Source organism: Pseudomonas sp. S2_F03 (assembly GCF_054668335.1).
On the sequence record NZ_CP162759.1, the window covers coordinates 5,372,961 to 5,389,994 of the forward strand.

The following is a 17,034-nucleotide window of genomic DNA, read 5'->3' on the forward strand; positions in this document are numbered from 1 at the left end:
TGATCATGAAGCCTTCATTCGATTTCAATCGAGCCCTGGTCGAAAAGTATGACCGTCCGGGGCCGCGCTACACCTCTTATCCGACGGCGCCGCAGTTTCATCAGGCATTTGCCGTCGACGACTACCAGCGCGCAGTCCACGACAGCAACCAGGCGGCGTCGCCCAAACCGCTGTCGGCGTACATCCATATTCCGTTCTGCAAAAGCCTTTGCTACTACTGCGCCTGCAACAAAATCATCACCCAGAAAACCCATCGTGCGGTCGAATACCTGACCTACCTCAAGCGCGAAATTGCCATGCAGGCGGCCTTGTTCGACGGCACGCGCAAGCTCACGCAGCTGCACCTGGGCGGGGGCACGCCGACGTACCTGACCAGCGAGCAACTGGCCGACCTGATGGACTGCCTGCATCAGGCATTCGATATGGACGACGGCGATAATCACGAGTTTTCCATCGAGGTCGATCCACGCACCATCAGCACGGAGCAGATCCAGTCATTGCGTCAACTGGGCTTCAATCGCCTGAGTTTCGGCGTGCAGGATTTCGATCCCGATGTGCAGGCAGCGGTCAATCGCCAGCAAAGTGAGGCGCAGATCTATGCGCTGGTCGCGGCGGCGCGTGAGGCGCAATTCAAGTCGATCAGCGTTGATCTGATTTACGGCTTGCCCCTGCAAACGGTGCAGAGTTTCGACACCACCCTGGGCAAGATCATCGCCCTGCGCCCTGACCGGATTGCGGCCTACAGCTACGCCCATTTGCCTGAACTGGTGCGGGCGCAACGGTTGATTCGTCCGGCGGACATGCCGCCACCGGAGCGCAAGCTGGAGTTACTCGAACTGACCATCCGCCGTCTGACCGAGGCCGGTTATGTTTACATCGGCATGGATCACTTCGCCCTGCCGGAGGATGAACTGGCGCTGGCCCGCACCCATGGCACCCTGCAACGTAATTTCCAGGGCTACTCAACCCATGCCGACTGCGACTTGATCGGCCTCGGCGTGTCTTCGATCGGCAAGGTCGGCGACAGCTACAGCCAGAGCGTCAAAGAGCTTTCGCAGTACTACGCCCGTATCGATCAAGGCTTGTTGCCGGTGCATCGGGGTTACCGCTTGAGCGCCGATGACCTGTTGCGCCGCGAAGTGATCAGCGACCTGATGTGCCATGGCCGGATCGATTTCGGCAAGTTCGAAGCGCGCCATGGTATTTGCTTCACCGAGTATTTTGCCGAGGCGCTGGCGCAACTGGACGAGCTTGTAAGTGATGGACTCTTGCAGATTCACGGCGACGAATTGGTGCTGTTGCCGCAAGGGCATTTGATGATGCGCAGTGCCGCGATGGCATTTGACGCTTACCTGGGGGGCGAACAAAAAGGTCAGTTTTCCCGCACCGTTTGAAGCAGCGGGACGCTCTGGCACAAGGAATGCCGGCAAGTTGATCTCAATCAAGGGCAGGGCACGAAACGCTCCCTACCATGACCGTCAGGCCCCTTGAAATCAGCGAAGCCATGACAACCCACCCGCCTTCGAAACCTGGCAACCTGCGCGTCTGGAGCGTCGGGCTGGCGGTGATGCTGTTGCTGATGGTCGCGACGTTCGCGGTGGTGCAGGCTAAATCATACGGTGACATCGAGCAGCAACGCATCGAGAAGGTCTTCCCTCAAACCGATTCGGTCTCCGACCCGCAAGGCACCTTCAAAGTGCGCACGTTGTCGGCGGCCGGCAAGGTCATCGGTTACGTTTTCCAGAGCCTGGATGTGGTGGATATTCCGGCTTACTCGGGCAAGCCGATCAATCACCCAGGTGATCCTCGACACGGCCGGCGTGATCAAGGATGCCTATGTGCTGGAGCACCACGAGCCGATTCTGCTGATCGGCATTCCCGAAGTAAAACTGCATGACTTCAGCGCCAGGTACACAGGGATCAGCGTCAATCAGCGCGTGGTCGTCGGCCATTCCAGCGACCCGAGTGCGGTCACCGTGGATGCCATCGCCGGTGCAACCGTCACCGCCATGGTGGTCAACGAAGTCATCATGCGGGCCGCCCATGAAGTCGCCGTCTCGCTCAAGTTGATTGAGGACAAGGGCGCCCGGGTGAACAAGCCCGCCATCGTGCGCCAGGATTTTTTCGAACCCGCCACCTGGGAGCAATTGACCGGCAACGGGGCCATTCGCCGATTGAGCCTGACCCGCGGGCAAGTCGATGCCGCCTTCAAGGGCACCGATGCCGAAGGCGTCGAGAACGCCACCCCGGAGCACCTCGATGACACCTTTATCGAGCTGTACACCGCCGACTTGAACCCGCCGACCATTGGCCGCGCGCTGTTGGGCGACAACCAATATCGCTTCCTCATGCAGGACCTCAAGCCCGGCGAGCAGGCCATCGCGGTGCTGGGGCGCGGGCTGTATTCCTATAAAGGCTCGGGTTATGTGCGCGGTGGGATTTTCGATCGGGTGCAATTGCGCCAGTTCGGCAATGTCATCAGTTTTCGCGACATGGATCATCAGCGGCTGTCCGACGTGTTTGCCCAGGGCATGCCCGAATTCACTGAAATGTCGGTGTTCATTGTGCGCAAGCAGGCGGGTTTCGATCCTGGATCGCCCTGGTCCCTGGAGTTGCTGGTGCGGCGTCAGACCGGTCCGGTCAGCGGCACCTTCAGCAGTTTCGAACTGGCCTACCAATTGCCCGAACTCTACCTTGAGCGACCAGCCCCCAGCGCCGAAGAACTGGCCGCCATCGAAGAAGCCAAACGGCCGATGTGGTTGACCATCTGGTACCAGAAGTACTTTCAGATTGGCGTACTGGCCAGCGCGTTGCTGCTGCTGACAGCGATCCTGTTCCTGCAGGACAAACTCACTCGCCGGCCGCGTTTAATGCACTGGCTGCGTCGCGGTTATTTGCTTTTTACCGTGGTGTTTCTGGGCTGGTATGCCCTGGGGCAGCTGTCGGTGGTCAATGTCCTGACGTTTGTCCATGCTTTGTTCGAGCACTTCCGTTGGGAGCTGTTTCTCACCGATCCGCTGATCTTCATGCTGTGGGTGTTCACTGCGGCGAGCATTTTGCTGTGGGGCCGTGGGGTGTTCTGCGGCTGGTTGTGCCCGTTTGGCGCGCTGCAAGAGCTGATCAACGAAGCCGCGCGCAAGCTGAAGATCCCTCAATACGAATTGCCCTTCGCGGTCCATGAACGGCTGTGGGCGATCAAGTACATCATTTTACTGCTGCTCTTCGGCCTGTCCCTGGAGTCGATGTCCAGCGCCGAACTGTTCGCCGAGGTAGAGCCCTTCAAGACCGCCATCACCCTGCGATTCGACCGCCAGTGGTGGTTCGTGCTGTACGCGGTGGCATTGCTGGTCATCAATCTCTTCACCCGAAAAGTCTATTGCCGCTACATCTGCCCATTGGGCGCGGCGTTGGCCATACCGACGAAATTGCGTCTGTTCGACTGGCTCAAGCGCCGCAAGGACTGCGGCAACCCATGCCAGTTGTGCGCCAAGGAATGTGAGATCCAGGCGATTCACCCGGATGGCCGGATCAATGCCAACGAGTGCCATTACTGCCTCGATTGCCAGATGACCTATCACAACGAAAACAAATGCCCGCCGCTGATCAACAAGCGCAGGAAACGCGAAAAATCGGCGCCCGTGTCGGCGCAATTGATCCCTGTCGTGGAAGTGACGGCTGCTGAATGAACCTGGCGAGCGCACGTCCGCGGAGACCGTTTTTCCCTTCAAGGAGTAGACAAAATGACTGACTCAGAATCCACAAAGCCCGGTGAAGAAGTAGAGCAGGCGGGGCTCAGCCGTCGCGGTTTTCTTGGCAGCAGTGCGGTCACCGGCGCGGTGCTGGCGGGGGCCGCGACCCTCGGCGGCACGGTGTTCAGCCGCGAGTCCTGGGCGGCGGCGGTGAAGGATGCGCAAGCGAAAATCCATGTCGGCCCCGGTGAACTGGACGAGTACTACGGCTTCTGGAGTGGCGGTCATCAAGGCGAAGTGCGCGTGTTGGGCGTGCCGTCGATGCGCGAGTTGATGCGCATCCCGGTGTTCAACGTCGACTCCGCCACCGGCTGGGGCCTGACCAACGAAAGCAAGCGGATCCTGGGCGACAGCGCCAAGTTCCAGAACGGCGATTGCCATCACCCGCACATCTCCATGACGGACGGAAAGTACGACGGCAAGTACCTGTTCATCAACGACAAGGCCAACTCCCGTGTCGCGCGCATCCGCCTGGACATCATGAAGTGCGACAAGATGCTCACCGTGCCGAATGTGCAAGCCATCCATGGCCTGCGACTGCAAAAAGTGCCTTACACCAAGTACGTGTTCGCCAATGCCGAATTTGTCATTCCGCACCCTAATGACGGCCACACCTTCGATCTGCAAGACAAGAACAGCTTCACGATGTTCAACGCCATTGACGCCGAGAAGATGGAGATGGCTTTCCAGGTGATCGTCGACGGCAACCTGGACAACACCGACGCCGATTTCACCGGCAAGTACGCCGCTTCCACCTGCTACAACTCGGAAAAAGCCTACGACTTGGGCGGCATGATGCGTAATGAGCGCGACTGGGTCGTGGTGTACAACATTCCGCGCATCGAAGCCGCGATCAAGGCCGGCAAGTTCATCACCCTGGAAGGCTCGAAAGTGCCCGTGGTCGACGGTCGAAAAACCGATGGAAAAGACTCCGAGTTCACCCGCTACATCCCGGTTCCGAAGAACCCGCACGGCCTGAATACATCTCCCGATGGCAAGTACTTCATTGCCAACGGCAAGCTTTCGCCCACCGTCTCGATGATTGCCATTGACCGTCTGGACGACCTGTTCGCCGACAAGTTCAGCGACCCGCGCGAGGTGATCATTGCCGAGCCGGAACTGGGCCTGGGGCCTTTGCACACCACGTTCGACGGTCGCGGCAACGCCTACACCACGCTGTTCATCGACAGTCAGGTGGTGAAGTGGAACATGGCCGAAGCGGTACGCGCCTACAAAGGCGAGAAGGTCAATTACATCAAGCAGAAGCTCGACGTGCAGTACCAGCCTGGCCATAACCATGCCTCGCTGACTGAAACCAGTGACGCCGATGGCAAGTGGCTGGTGGTGTTGTGCAAATTCTCCAAGGACCGCTTCCTGCCGACCGGACCGCTGCACCCGGAAAACGATCAACTGATCGATATTTCCGGCGAAGAAATGAAGCTGGTGCACGACGGTCCCGCATTTGCCGAACCTCACGATTGCATCCTGGCGCGCCGGGACCAGATCAAGACCAAAAAGATCTGGGACCGTAACGACCCGTTCTTCGCCGCCACCGTAGAACTGGCCAAGAAAGACGGGATCAATCTGGAGACCGACAACAAGGTCATCCGCGATGGCAATCAGGTGCGGGTCTATATGACGTCCATGGCGCCGGCCTATGGCCTGCCCGAGTTCACCGTCAAACAGGGCAACGAAGTGACGGTGACCATCACCAACATCGACCAGATCGAGGACGTGTCCCACGGCTTCGTCATGACCAACCATGGCGCCAGCATGGAGATCAGTCCGCAGCAAACATCGTCGATTACGTTTACGGCCGACAAGGCCGGCTTGCATTGGTACTACTGCAGCTGGTTCTGCCATGCGCTGCACATGGAAATGGTCGGCCGCATGAAAGTCGAGCGGGCCTGACCGTTGCCAATCGACAGGAGCGAACCCATGGCCGACATCAAGGACACCCCAGTACGTGGTTGCGGGATAAACGTCTTTGCGTTGTTGCTCCTGTTGATGTCAGGCAGTGCGCTGGCGGCAGTTCAACCCGTCACCACGCTACCGTTGCGGGTTGACGCTGAACAACGCTGGCACCTGCCGGCAGGCGAGTACCGTGGCACGTTCAGTGTCGATCAACCGATGCAGATTGTTTGCGAGCCCGGTGCCGTCTTTCAGGCGCAAGGGCAGGGGAACGGGATCATCATCAGTGCGCCCGATGTCGTGATCGAGGGCTGCACGTTTTTGGATTGGGGGCACGATCTCACCGCCATGAATGCAGCGGTGTTCATCCAGCCCAAGGCCCGTGGCGTGGTGATCAAGGGCAATCGCATGCAAGGCCAGGGCTTTGGAATCTGGGTCGACGGTACGCAGGATGCCAGCCTGATCGACAACCGCATCCAGGGCGACCCGACGCTGCGATCGCAGGATCGTGGCAATGGCATTCATCTGTATGCGGTGCATGGTGCCAATGTCATTGGCAACCAGGTGCGCGACACCCGCGATGGCATCTACATCGACACGTCCAACGGCAACCTGCTGCAGGGCAATACCCTGGAGGACCTGCGTTACGGCGTGCATTACATGTTCGCCAACGACAACCGGCTGATCGGCAACATCACCCGCCGCACCCGCACCGGCTATGCCTTGATGCAAAGCCGCAAGCTCACGGTGATCGGCAACCGCTCCGAACAGGATCAGAACTACGGCATCCTGATGAACTACATCACTTACTCCACCTTGCGCGACAATTTCGTCACCGACGTGCGCGACGGCTCGACCGGCGACAGCATGATCAGCGGTGCCGAGGGCAAGGCGTTGTTCATCTACAACTCGCTGTTCAACAGCATCGAACACAACCATTTCGAGCACAGCGCCGTGGGCATTCACCTCACCGCCGGCTCCGAAGACAACCGCATCGCCGACAACGCGTTTGTCGGCAACCAACGGCAGGTCAAATACGTTGCCACCCGCTTGCAGGAATGGTCGGTGGATGGCCGGGGCAATTTCTGGAGCGACTACCTGGGCTGGGACCGCAACAACGATGGCCTGGGCGATATCGCCTACGAACCCAACGACAATGTCGACCGCCTGCTGTGGCTGTACCCACAAGTGCGGCTGTTGATGAACAGTCCCGGGATCGAGTTGTTGCGCTGGGTGCAACGGGCGTTTCCGGTGATCAAGTCGCCGGGCGTACTCGACAGCCATCCGCTGATGAAACCCACCACTGAACCCCTGACCAAGGAGCCCGTTGCATGAATGTCATCGACATGGAAGGCGTCAGCCAACGCTATGGGCACACCACGGTGTTGCATCAGCTGAACCTGAGCCTGGCCGAAGGTGAAGTGCTGGGTTTGTTCGGGCACAACGGTGCCGGCAAGACCACCAGCATGAAATTGGTGCTGGGCCTGCTGACCGCCAGCGAAGGGCAAGTCCGGGTGTTTGGCCGCTTGCCCGGTGACCCGCACGTTCGACGGCTGCTGGGGTATTTGCCGGAGAACGTGACCTTTTATCCGCAGATGAGTGGCCTGGAGACCTTGCGCCATTTCGCCCGACTCAAAGGCGCCGCGCCTGCTCAGGTGGACGTGCTGCTGGAGGAAGTCGGCCTGGCGGGCGCGGCGCATCGCCGGGTCAAGACTTACTCCAAGGGCATGCGCCAACGCCTGGGGCTGGCGCAAGCCTTACTCGGCGCACCGCGTTTGTTGCTGCTCGACGAGCCGACGGTCGGCCTCGATCCCATTGCCACTCAAGACCTGTACCGGTTGCTCGACCGCCTGCGCAACCAGGGCACCAGCATCATTCTCTGTTCCCACGTGTTGCCGGGCGTCGAGGCGCACATCAACCGTGCGGCGATTTTGACCCAGGGGCGTCTGCTGGCGCTGGGCAGTCTGCGCAGCCTGCGCGAGGAAGCCGGGTTGCCGACGCTGATTCGCGCCAACGGGCTCAAGCACGCCGGGCGCTTGCAGGCGTCCTGGAACAATGCCGGGCACGTCACTCAGCGCTGGGGCGTGGAAGGCCTGGAAGTGGCGGCGCTCAATGGCAACAAACTCGATCTGTTGCGCCAATTGCTCAATGACGACGAGCCGGCGGACGTGGAAATCGACCCACCCTCCCTGGAAGACATCTACCGCTTTTACATAGGGCGGGCCGGCACGCGCCCCACTGGAGAGATCGCATGAATCCGATCTGGAACATGGCCCGCAAAGAGTTCAACGACGGTTTGCGTAACCGCTGGTTGTTGGCGATCAGCCTGTTGTTCGCAGTGTTGGCCACCGGCATCGCCTGGCTGGGCGCCGCGGCTTCCGGTCAGTTGGGCTTTACCTCGGTGCCGGCGACCATCGCCAGCCTGGCCAGCCTCGCGACATTCCTGATGCCGCTGATTGCTTTGCTGCTGGCCTATGACGCCATCGTCGGTGAGGACGAAAGCGGCACGTTGCTGCTGTTGCTGACCTACCCGCTGGGGCGCGGGCACATCCTGCTGGGCAAGTTTATAGGCCACGGGATGATCCTGGCGCTGGCCACGCTGATCGGTTTCGGCTGCGCGATGCTGGCGATCGCTGTCTGCGTGGAGGATGTCGAACTGCAGTTGCTGTTCTGGGCGTTCGCACGCTTCATGCTGTCGTCGACGTTACTGGGCTGGGGGTTCCTGGGGTTGGCGTATGTGCTGAGCAGCGTGTCGGCCGAAAAATCCACGGCGGCCGGGCTCGCGCTGGGGGTGTGGTTCTTCTTCGTGCTGGTGTTTGACCTGGCGCTGCTGGCCTTGCTAGTGCTCAGCGAAGGGCATTTCAACCCGCAGGTATTGCCCTGGTTGCTGCTGCTCAATCCTGCCGACGTCTATCGCTTGATCAATCTTTCCGGTTTTGAAACCGGCGTCAGTACGGCCGGCGTACTGACGCTCGGCAGTGATCTGCCGATGCCGGGCGCGATGCTCTGGCTGTGTCTGTTGTTGTGGGTAGCGGCGCCGTTGGGTTCGGCCTGGCTGCTGTTCCGTCGACGGGCGACCTGAATTCATACCTTTGGAGCACCTGACAATGAAAAACCGTTACTACACGACGTTACGCGCTATGGCGGGCCTGATGGTCTGTCTGCTGCTGACAGCGTGTGACAAACCCGCGCAAGCCGCGTACAGCGACCTTCCCAGCGCCTTCCATCCCAGTGATGAATGCCATGTCTGCGGCATGATCATCAACGGCTTCCCGGGGCCGAAGGGGGAAGTGGTCGAGCCTGGCGGCATCAAGAAATTCTGCTCCACGGCGGAGATGATCGGTTGGTGGTTGCAGCCGGAAAATCATCATGGCGATGCCCGGTTGTATGTCCACGACATGGGCCGCAGTCCGTGGAACGCACCGGATGATTCCCAACTGATCGATGCCAAGGATGCCTTCTATGTGGTCGGCACCGGGCTCAAGGGGGCGATGGGCATCGTACTGGCGTCTTTCTCCAGTGAGCAGGCGGCACAGAAACTGGCCACCGAGCAGGGTGGTCGTGTGCTGCGGTTCGGCGATATCGATCAGTCGGTGCTTCAGCAACCGGCCATGTCGCACGCGACTCACTGATCGCTCGATTACCTGTCCGATCTTTTATGAAATCTGATCGCCGTCAAGTCGGTCTGTTTGCGCTTGTTCAATGATGGGGGCCCGCAATGTCCCCAGTGCTTGGCATCGACGATGCCCAGGAGAACATGATGCAAACCGAGTTTCAGGATCGTTTGGCTGTGATCACCGGCGCCAGCTCCGGGATTGGTCTGGCCCTGTGCGCTGCGCTGTTGCCGCGTGGCGTCAAGGTGCTGGCGATGTCACGTACGGCCGGTGATCTGCCGGCCTTGCAGCAGATCTACGGCGAACGTTTGCAATGGAGCGCCGGGGACGTCACGTGCAAGGACGACTTGCGCAATCTGGCCGAGCACGCTGCGACGCTGGGCCGGATCGATTATCTGGTGCCCAACGCGGGGATCGCCGAAATGGCCGATGGCCTGGACATGCCGGCCTTCCAGCGCCAGTGGGCCGTCAACGGTGCCGGGGCGTTGAACACCCTGGCGGCGTTGCGCGGGGAGCTGGCGAGCCCGGCTTCGGTGGTGTTTGTCGGCAGCTTCCTGACCGGTTCGAGCTTTCCCGGCCTGGCTGCCTGCATTGCCAGCAAGGCTGCCTTGGCGGCACAGGCTCGCACACTGGCGGTGGAGTTTGCCCGTTTTGATGTGCGCATCAATCTGGTCTCCCCGGGGCCGACCGCCACGCCGATGTGGGACAACCTGGGCTTGAGCGACGATGAACTCGACGAAGTCGCGGACACCCTCGGCAAACGTATGTTGCCCGGGCACTTTCTCGATGCGTCAGCGGTGGCCAACGTGATTATCTTTCAGCTGTCCCAAGGCGCCCGGGGTGTCTACGGTCAGGACTGGACGGTCGACAACGGGTACACGTTGGGCTAGAACGTCGAACATATACTTGGGCTTGGTGCTGGTCACTCAAGATCGCTGGAGCGGTTTTTTGATGGTGTACATATCCGTTGTTGTGGTAACGGCTGCTGGCGGTTTCGCTCTTACAGCGAGTCCCTTTTCCAAACGCCGAAAAGGAACCAAAGGCTTTGCCCCTCCATTCGGTGCCTCGCCCAGGCTCGGCATGCCCTCACTCCGGCATTGCTCCGGGGGCCCGCCGCCATCGGCCATCCATGGCCGGGGGCGGCTACCGCGGCATCCTTGCCGCGGTGCCCCCTACGCAACGCCTGCGTTCGGCCTCTGGGAAAGGGGCAGCAGATCAAGATCAAAAGCAAAAGCACGCAGCCTCGCCAAGGCTCGACAGCTGCTACGGAGGGTGGGAACAATCAACAGCTTTGCAAGCAGGTTCGCCCAGCAATGTATCGGCGCACGACTTTGCTTTTCACCACTCTGCGTCAGCGGTGGCCAACGTGATTATCTTTCAGCTGTCCCAAGGTGCCCGGGGTGTTTACGGTCAGGACTGGACGGTCGACAACGGGTACACGTTGGGCGAGAACGTCGAACATATACTTGGGCTTGGTGCTGGTCACTCAAGATCGCTGGAGCGGTTTTTTGATGGTGTACATATCCGTTGTTGCGGTAACGGCTGCTGGCGGTTTCGCTCTTACAGCGAGTCCCTTTTCCAAACGCCGAAAAGGAACCAAAAGGCTTTGCCCCTCCATTCGGCGCCTCGCCCAGGCTCGGCATGCCCTCACTCCGGCATTGCTCCGGGGGCCCGCCGCCATCGGCCATTCATGGCCGGGGGCGGCTACCGCGGCATCCTTGCCGCGGTGCCCCCTACGCAACGCCTGCGTTCGGCCTCTGGGAAAGGGGCAACAGATCACGATCAAGATCAAAAACACGCAGCCTCGCCAAGGCTCGACAGCTGCTACGGAGGGTGGGAACAATCAACAGCTTTGCAAGCAGGTTCGCCCAACAATGTATCCGCGCACGACTTTGCTTTTCACCACTCAACAGGCCGAGCGTTAGCTCGCCTGCAGCTTTTGATGTTGACGCACCGCCCCCTCGAGAGGCCGAGTGGAGGTTCTGCGCAGTGGGCAACCCGGCATGGATGCCGGGTTAGCCGCCCCCGGCCATGGATGGCCGATGGCGGCGGGCCCACGGAGCAGGACCGGAGCGAGGGCATGCCGAGCCTAAGCGAGGCACCGAACGAAAGGGGCAAATGCGCTTTGGTTACTTTGGCGCTCTTCCAAAGTGACCCGCCGTAAGGGCGGAACCATTAGTGGCCGTTACCGCAAAAACGGATATACACCCAAACCCAAACCCAAACCCAAACCCAAACCCAAACCCAAACCCAAACCCAAACCCAAACCCAAACCCTAATGCGAAGTCCCCCTCGGCAAACTCGATTTTATTGCCGACGTTGTACTTGCCGGACGGCTTGTTCATCGGCAGGCGTTTGATCTCCTCGAGGGTGTTGCTGTCGTAAACGATCAGCGCGCCATCGGTGGCCCAGATGCTCAGCAGCAAGTAGCGGCCATCACGGGTGAACTCGACGTGGGCGGCAGTCTTGCCGGGCATCGGGCGCAAGGTATGGGCAATTTCCAGGGTCTGCTTGTCGATCAGGTGAATGGCATCGTTGTCGGGCCCGAAGAACACGTCGGACCAGGCATAGCGTGAATTGACATGACTGCGCATGAAGAAACCCGGTCCCAGGGTCGGAATTTCCTTGATCAGTTTCCAGGTCTTGAAGTCGATGACCGAGATCAGCCCTTTGCTGATGTTCGGCGTGGCAAATACCCACTGACCGTTGCGTTTCCAGTAGGTCCCGGACCCCAGGTGGGGCATGCCCGGCAGTGCGATGTCGGTGACGATCCTGCCAGTGTCGAGGTCGATCACTTGACCGCCCCCCGCCTTGCGCGACGTGGCCAGCAATTGCTTGTAGTCCGGCGAAAAGGAAAAGTCATCCAGTACATCCTCGGCCGGGATTCGCCGTGGTTCGAAGTCTGGTGTGCCGGCGCAAGACAACTCCCACACCTCCTTCACGTCCTTGAGCGCCACGATAAAACTGTCCCGTGGCGGGGCGGTATAGACCGCACTGACCCGTGATGCGCTGCCGTCCTGGCCGATGGCCGGCAGGGTTTTGACCAGCGACAGATCGCGGGCATCGAGCACCACCAGGTTGCCCGGCAGATAATTGCCGACCAGCACCCATCGACCGTCCTTGCTCACCGCCAGGTTGCGGGTGTTGAGCCCGACGCGGACCTCGGCAATCAGTTTCAGGTTATGCAGGTCGTACAGGCTGACCCAGCCATCACGCGACGCGACGTAGACAAAACGCCCATCCGGCGAAAATTTCGGCCCGCCGTGCACGGCAAAGTGTGAAGCAAACCGCGCCAGTACTTCAAAGCGATCGCCGTCGAGGATATTGATGTGGTGATCGCCGGCTTCCACCACCACAAACAGGTTCAGTGGGTCGGCGTGATGTTGGGGCCTGTCGGGCAGTGTGCTGATGTCAGCGAGTACCGTGTGGCTGCCGCGAATGTCGTCGTTGCTCCAGGTGGGCGCGGTGGCGGGCGGTTGCTGAAGGTAGTTCGCCAGCGCATCGATCTGCGCCGGGTTGAGCACGTTGGCAAACCCGGCCATCTGGCTTGCGGGGCGACCGTTGCGGATCACGTTGCGGATTTCGTCGGGTTTGATCCGGCTCAGACTCTCCGGTAGCAACGCCGGCCCCGTCGCGCCGAAACGGTTGGCGCCATGACAGCCTTGGCAATGCTGTTGGTAGTGGTCGGCGGCCTGTTCCAGTGTCCCCTCGACGGGCGCCACCGTAGCGCCTGCGTAAGCGGCGCCTGCCCACAACAACGGGACGAACACCGCGCGCCTCATACCGTCACCCTGGCATGGCGTTTCAGCGCTTGAACGGGGTAAAAACGCGCCGGATAGTCCCGTCGTTGGGTGGCGAACAAGTCGACGACCTGGCCAATGACGGTCAATGTCGGAACACCCGGCGGGCAGTCCAGTGCCAGCGTCGGCAAGTGTTTCAGCACGCCTCGCGCGACATGCTGGTCGGGCCGCGTGCCATTGCTGATCAGCGCCGCCGGTGTGTCGGCTGCCATCCCGGCATTAATCAAGCGCTCGGCGATAATCCCGAGGTTCGATAACCCCATGTAAAACACCAGGGTCTGGCTGGTATCGGCCAGGTCGTGCCAGGGCAGTATCAACTCGCCGTCGTGTTGCAGGTGGCCGGTGATGAACCGACAGGAGTTGACCAGGTTGCGGTGGGTCAGTGGGATGCCGGCGTAAGCGCTGCACCCGGACGCGGCGGTAATGCCCGGCACCACCTGGCAATCAATGTTGCGTTGCAACAGATACTCCAGCTCCTCGGCGCCGCGACCAAAAATGAACGGGTCACCTCCCTTCAGCCGTGCCACGCGCAGCCCTTGATCGGCGAGCTCGGCGAGCAGTTCGTTGATCTGGTCCTGGGGCAGGCTGTGGCAACCGCTGGCCTTGCCGACGTAATGCCGGGCGCAGTCGAGGAGGATCAGCGTCAGCAGTTCGGGGCTGATCAGGCGGTCATAAACGACGGCGTCGGCCTGCATCAACAGGCTCCAGGCACGCAGGGTCAGCAGGCGGGGATCGCCGGGACCCGCGCCGACCAGGGCCACTTCGCCCGGTCTGAAGGTGGACTCAAGTGCAGCCGGTAAAACAATCGAGGGGTGCATGGGACGTCCTTGGTTCTTCATCAGGTTGGCCGGGGCTGGCCAGGCGGATGCTTCAGTGCATGACGCAAGGGATTGTCGGTAAGGGCGGCACACCGATTTCTTCGTCGCTGAGGTGGCAACCGGGGTCCTGGCCCCAGAGATCGCCTTCGGCCCAGGCGCGTGTGCGGGTGTTGCCGTTGCAGATGTCCAGCCAGCGGCATTGGCCGCAGCGGCCACCGACGGCGCGCGGATGCTCGCGCAGTTGCTGCAATAAGGCGTCCGGGCGGTCCAGCCAGAGGGTGCGAAATGGCGTGTGCCGCACGTTGCCTACCGAGTGCTGCCACCAATAAGTGTCCGGGTGGACGTCGCCGGTGTTGTCGATATTGGCGATGCCGCTGCCCGAAGCGTTGCCGCCCCAGGCGCGGAGCATGCGTTCCAGGCGCGAGGCGTGCTCGGGCAGGTGAAGGCTCACCCACTGCAGCAGCAGAATCGCGTCGGCGTCGTTGTTGCCACTCACAAAGTCGCTGTCGCGGCCCTGCGCGATATCGTCCCAGGCCTGTTCGAAGATCAACGTCATCGCCTCACGGCTCATCTGTTGCCGGGCGTCGAGCGTGCGACTGCGTTTGCCGCGACCGCTGTAGTTGAGGTGCGACAGGTAAAACTTCTGCACGTCGTACTCACGCATCAGCGTCAGCAGTTGAGGCAGTTGCCCATGGTTTTCCTGGGTGAGCGTGGTGCGCAAGCCAACACGAATACCCTGTTCGCGACAGAGCCGGATCGCGTGCATGGAACGGGCAAAACTGCCCTTGAGTTGGCGGAAGGCGTCATGGGTGGCTTGCAGGCCATCGATGCTGATACCGACATAGTCGAACTGCGCCGCGTGGATCTGCGCGATGTTGTGCTCAGTAATCAGCGTGCCGTTGGTGGACAACGCCACAAAGAACCCCTTGGCGCGGGCGTAGGCGCTGAGCACAAACAGGTCGTCGCGCAACAGGGGCTCACCGCCAGACAGTATCAGCACCTTCACGCCGGCGTCGTGCAGGTCGTCGATCACCGTGAGTGCGGCCGGGGTATCCAGTTCATCGCGAAAGACACTGTCAGCGGACGTGGCGTAACAGTGTTTGCAGGTCAGGTTGCAACGCCTGAGCAGGTTCCAGATCACCACGGGTGGCCGTTGGCTGCCCGATGCGCCGGTTTTGGGGGCGGGCGCCTGGCCGGCCAGTGCGCGCAGGTATTGGCTGATCCTTAACATGCAACTCTCCTTGAGTCGGCGCGTGTTCAGTGCGAAGCGGGTGGCAGGCGCAGACCGGTTTTTTCAGGATTCGGCTGCTCACCAACATCTCGTCGGCGGCGCAGGCATCACCCAGCAAGTAGCGCAGGTGCTCGCGGTAGCTGTCGATTTCCTCACTGCTGCGACCGTGCACCATGGCAAACAGGTTGTAGCGCCACGCGGAGCGGCGCGGGCGTCGATAACAATGGCTGACGAAGGGTTGCGCACCGATCAGCGCGCCGAGGCGGGGCATGTCTGCATCACGCACATCCCACACCGTCATGCCGTTGTGGCGGTAGCCCAGGCGATAGTGATTGGGGACGGCGGCGATGCGGCGGATGGCACCCTCGGCCTGTAATCGCTTGAGCAAGTCCAGGGTGGACTCGATGCTGAGGTCGAGCTGTTCGGCGAGCCAGGCCCAAGGGTCATCCAGCAGCGGCAAGCCGGCCTGGGTCAGCTCGATCAAACGGTGGGCCAAGGTATCTTCAGACCGGGAAATACAGACCGACATGGTACGTCTCCTCTTTGGGCAGGTTGAGCAGCGGCAGGCCGGTCAGGGTTTCGATGTGATGCAGGGTGTCGCTCAGGCGTTGTTGCGTGGCGCAACCGAGCACAAACCACATGTTCCAGGGGTGTTCGCGTCGATAGTTGTGCGCCACTTCAGGCAGGGCCTGTAGTTGTTCCGCGACGTCTTCGAAACGATCTTCCGGCACCGTCAGCGCCGCGAGGGTGAACGCGCCGCCCAAGCGCTCGATGTCGAACATCGGGCCGAAGCGCGTGAGCACGCCGTCTTCCAGCAAAAGGTGGAGGCGATCGAGCAATTCGTCGCTGCTGCTCTCCAGTTCCTCGGCCAGTACTTTCCAGGGTTGGCGCACCAGCGGCAGGCCCAGTTGCAAGCGATTGATCAGTCGACGGTCGAGGTCATCCACGGGGGGGAGCTCCTGTTGGCAGTGGGGCAAAGCGCCCGCCGCATTGTTTGAAGGCGTGGGTGCTGAACAGCAATTCGTGGGGCAGGTCGTCCAGCAAATGCTCCTTCAGCAGCGCCTGAATCTGCGCCTCGACCTGATCCCGTTGACGCCCGTGAATCATGCAGAACAGGTTGTAGTGCCATTGCGGCAAGCGTCGTGGTCGCTGATAGCAGAGGGTGATGCCGGGCGCCCGGCCCAGGCGCTGGCCGACTTCGTCGATCAACGCGTCCGGAACATCCAGCACCAGCATGGCGTTGGCGGTAAAACCCAGTGCGCGGTGGTTGAGCACCAGGCCGATGCGCCGGAACAGCCCTTGTTCGTGCCACTGATGCATTTGCGCGAGCACCTGGTTTTCGTCGGCGTTTATCCGTTCGGCGAGGGACTGATAGGGGCGCGGTACTCGCGGCAGGCCGCCTTCCAGGTGTCGACGCAGGGCCAGTGCCTGTTTGGCGTTCAATCCGGGTTGCATAGGCTTTCTCCCAGGGCAAAACCGAGGTCAATGCGGTAGGCCGTCAACATCGGCAGGTCCAGTGGTGTGAGACCGGTATCGTTCTCCAACGCTTCGAGCACTCGCTCAATGTGCTGGCGATCGGGACCGGTCAACACAAACCACAGGTTGTAGTGATGCTCGCGCGCGTAGTTGTGATTGACCTCGGGGTATTGGCTGACGCGTTCGGCGACCTGATGCAGGCGCTCGGGAGGCACGGCGAGGGCGGCGAGGGTGCTGGCCCCGGCGCGGCTGTGTTCAAACACCGGGCCAACGCGCGACAAGGCGCCGGCCAATTGCAGGCGATGCAGACACGCCATCACTTGCGGCTCGGTGCAACCCAGGATCCGGGCCATCTCTTGATAGGGTTCCGCGCACAGCGGCATGCCGTGCTGGAAGCGGTCGATCAACTGGCGGCTGAGCAGGTCGAGGTTCATT

General features: G+C 61.0%; 12 protein-coding genes and 4 pseudogenes. 9 read left to right on the top strand and 7 right to left on the bottom strand.

Annotated features, from left to right (window positions below):
• Positions 1-5 precede the first annotated feature (5 nt).
• The 9 genes and pseudogenes from hemN to AB4N76_RS25310 all read left to right on the top strand — a co-directional run.
• Complete coding sequence (hemN, locus tag AB4N76_RS25270; RefSeq protein WP_460163710.1) at positions 6-1,394, top strand: oxygen-independent coproporphyrinogen III oxidase; 1,389 nt, start codon at positions 6-8, stop codon at positions 1,392-1,394.
• A gap of 110 nt (positions 1,395-1,504) precedes the next feature.
• Positions 1,505-3,686 (top strand): annotated as a pseudogene (gene nosR / locus AB4N76_RS25275) (transcriptional regulator NosR).
• A 54-nt stretch (positions 3,687-3,740) separates the two neighbouring features.
• Positions 3,741-5,660, top strand: coding sequence for a TAT-dependent nitrous-oxide reductase (gene nosZ, locus AB4N76_RS25280; protein WP_046028118.1), 1,920 nt, complete (start codon positions 3,741-3,743; stop codon positions 5,658-5,660).
• 27 nt (positions 5,661-5,687) lie between these two features.
• A complete protein-coding gene (locus tag AB4N76_RS25285) occupies positions 5,688-6,995 on the top strand; it encodes a nitrous oxide reductase family maturation protein NosD (protein ID WP_077430435.1) in 1,308 nt (435 codons plus the stop codon).
• Positions 6,992-7,915: an ABC transporter ATP-binding protein gene (locus tag AB4N76_RS25290; protein ID WP_460163711.1), complete on the top strand. Its 924-nt coding sequence runs from the start codon at positions 6,992-6,994 to the stop codon at positions 7,913-7,915. The genes AB4N76_RS25285 and AB4N76_RS25290 overlap by 4 nt, the downstream gene beginning before the upstream one ends.
• Positions 7,912-8,742, top strand: a complete 831-nt coding sequence (locus AB4N76_RS25295) for an ABC transporter permease (protein WP_046028114.1) — start codon at positions 7,912-7,914, stop codon at positions 8,740-8,742. The genes AB4N76_RS25290 and AB4N76_RS25295 overlap by 4 nt, the downstream gene beginning before the upstream one ends.
• A 25-nt stretch (positions 8,743-8,767) precedes the next feature.
• Entirely contained in the window at positions 8,768-9,292 is a 525-nt protein-coding gene (locus AB4N76_RS25300; RefSeq protein WP_046028113.1) for a nitrous oxide reductase accessory protein NosL, read from the top strand.
• Between the two features lie 128 nt (positions 9,293-9,420).
• Positions 9,421-10,164, top strand: a complete 744-nt coding sequence (locus AB4N76_RS25305) for an SDR family NAD(P)-dependent oxidoreductase (protein WP_046028274.1) — start codon at positions 9,421-9,423, stop codon at positions 10,162-10,164.
• 458 nt (positions 10,165-10,622) lie between these two features.
• Positions 10,623-10,718: pseudogene (locus AB4N76_RS25310) on the top strand (short-chain dehydrogenase); the annotation flags it as partial.
• Between the two features lie 844 nt (positions 10,719-11,562).
• Here AB4N76_RS25310 and AB4N76_RS25315 read toward each other — a convergent pair.
• The 7 genes and pseudogenes from AB4N76_RS25315 to AB4N76_RS25345 form a co-directional block, all read right to left on the bottom strand.
• Positions 11,563-13,056, bottom strand: a pseudogene (locus AB4N76_RS25315) (cytochrome D1 domain-containing protein); the annotation flags it as partial.
• Positions 13,053-13,892: a uroporphyrinogen-III C-methyltransferase gene (gene cobA / locus AB4N76_RS25320; RefSeq protein WP_460163712.1), complete on the bottom strand. Its 840-nt coding sequence runs from the start codon at positions 13,890-13,892 to the stop codon at positions 13,053-13,055. The gene cobA and the pseudogene AB4N76_RS25315, both read right to left, overlap by 4 nt.
• A gap of 52 nt (positions 13,893-13,944) precedes the next feature.
• Positions 13,945-15,123 carry a heme d1 biosynthesis radical SAM protein NirJ gene (gene nirJ, locus AB4N76_RS25325; RefSeq protein WP_077430433.1) on the bottom strand — a complete coding sequence of 393 codons (1,179 nt, stop codon included), beginning with the start codon at positions 15,121-15,123 and terminating at the stop codon, positions 13,945-13,947.
• A 26-nt stretch (positions 15,124-15,149) separates the two neighbouring features.
• A pseudogene (ahbB, locus tag AB4N76_RS25330) lies at positions 15,150-15,652 on the bottom strand (siroheme decarboxylase subunit beta).
• Complete coding sequence (locus tag AB4N76_RS25335) at positions 15,627-16,070, bottom strand: Lrp/AsnC family transcriptional regulator (RefSeq protein ID WP_046028108.1); 444 nt, start codon at positions 16,068-16,070, stop codon at positions 15,627-15,629. The pseudogene ahbB (AB4N76_RS25330) and the gene AB4N76_RS25335 overlap by 26 nt, the downstream one beginning before the upstream one ends.
• The gene (gene ahbB / locus AB4N76_RS25340; protein ID WP_046028107.1) at positions 16,063-16,578 is read right to left on the bottom strand and encodes a siroheme decarboxylase subunit beta; all 516 of its coding nucleotides are present in this window, start codon (positions 16,576-16,578) and stop codon (positions 16,063-16,065) included. The genes AB4N76_RS25335 and ahbB (AB4N76_RS25340) overlap by 8 nt, the downstream gene beginning before the upstream one ends.
• A complete protein-coding gene (locus AB4N76_RS25345) occupies positions 16,563-17,033 on the bottom strand; it encodes an Lrp/AsnC family transcriptional regulator (protein WP_077430432.1) in 471 nt (156 codons plus the stop codon). The genes ahbB (AB4N76_RS25340) and AB4N76_RS25345 overlap by 16 nt, the downstream gene beginning before the upstream one ends.
• Between the last annotated feature and the right edge of the window lies 1 nt (position 17,034).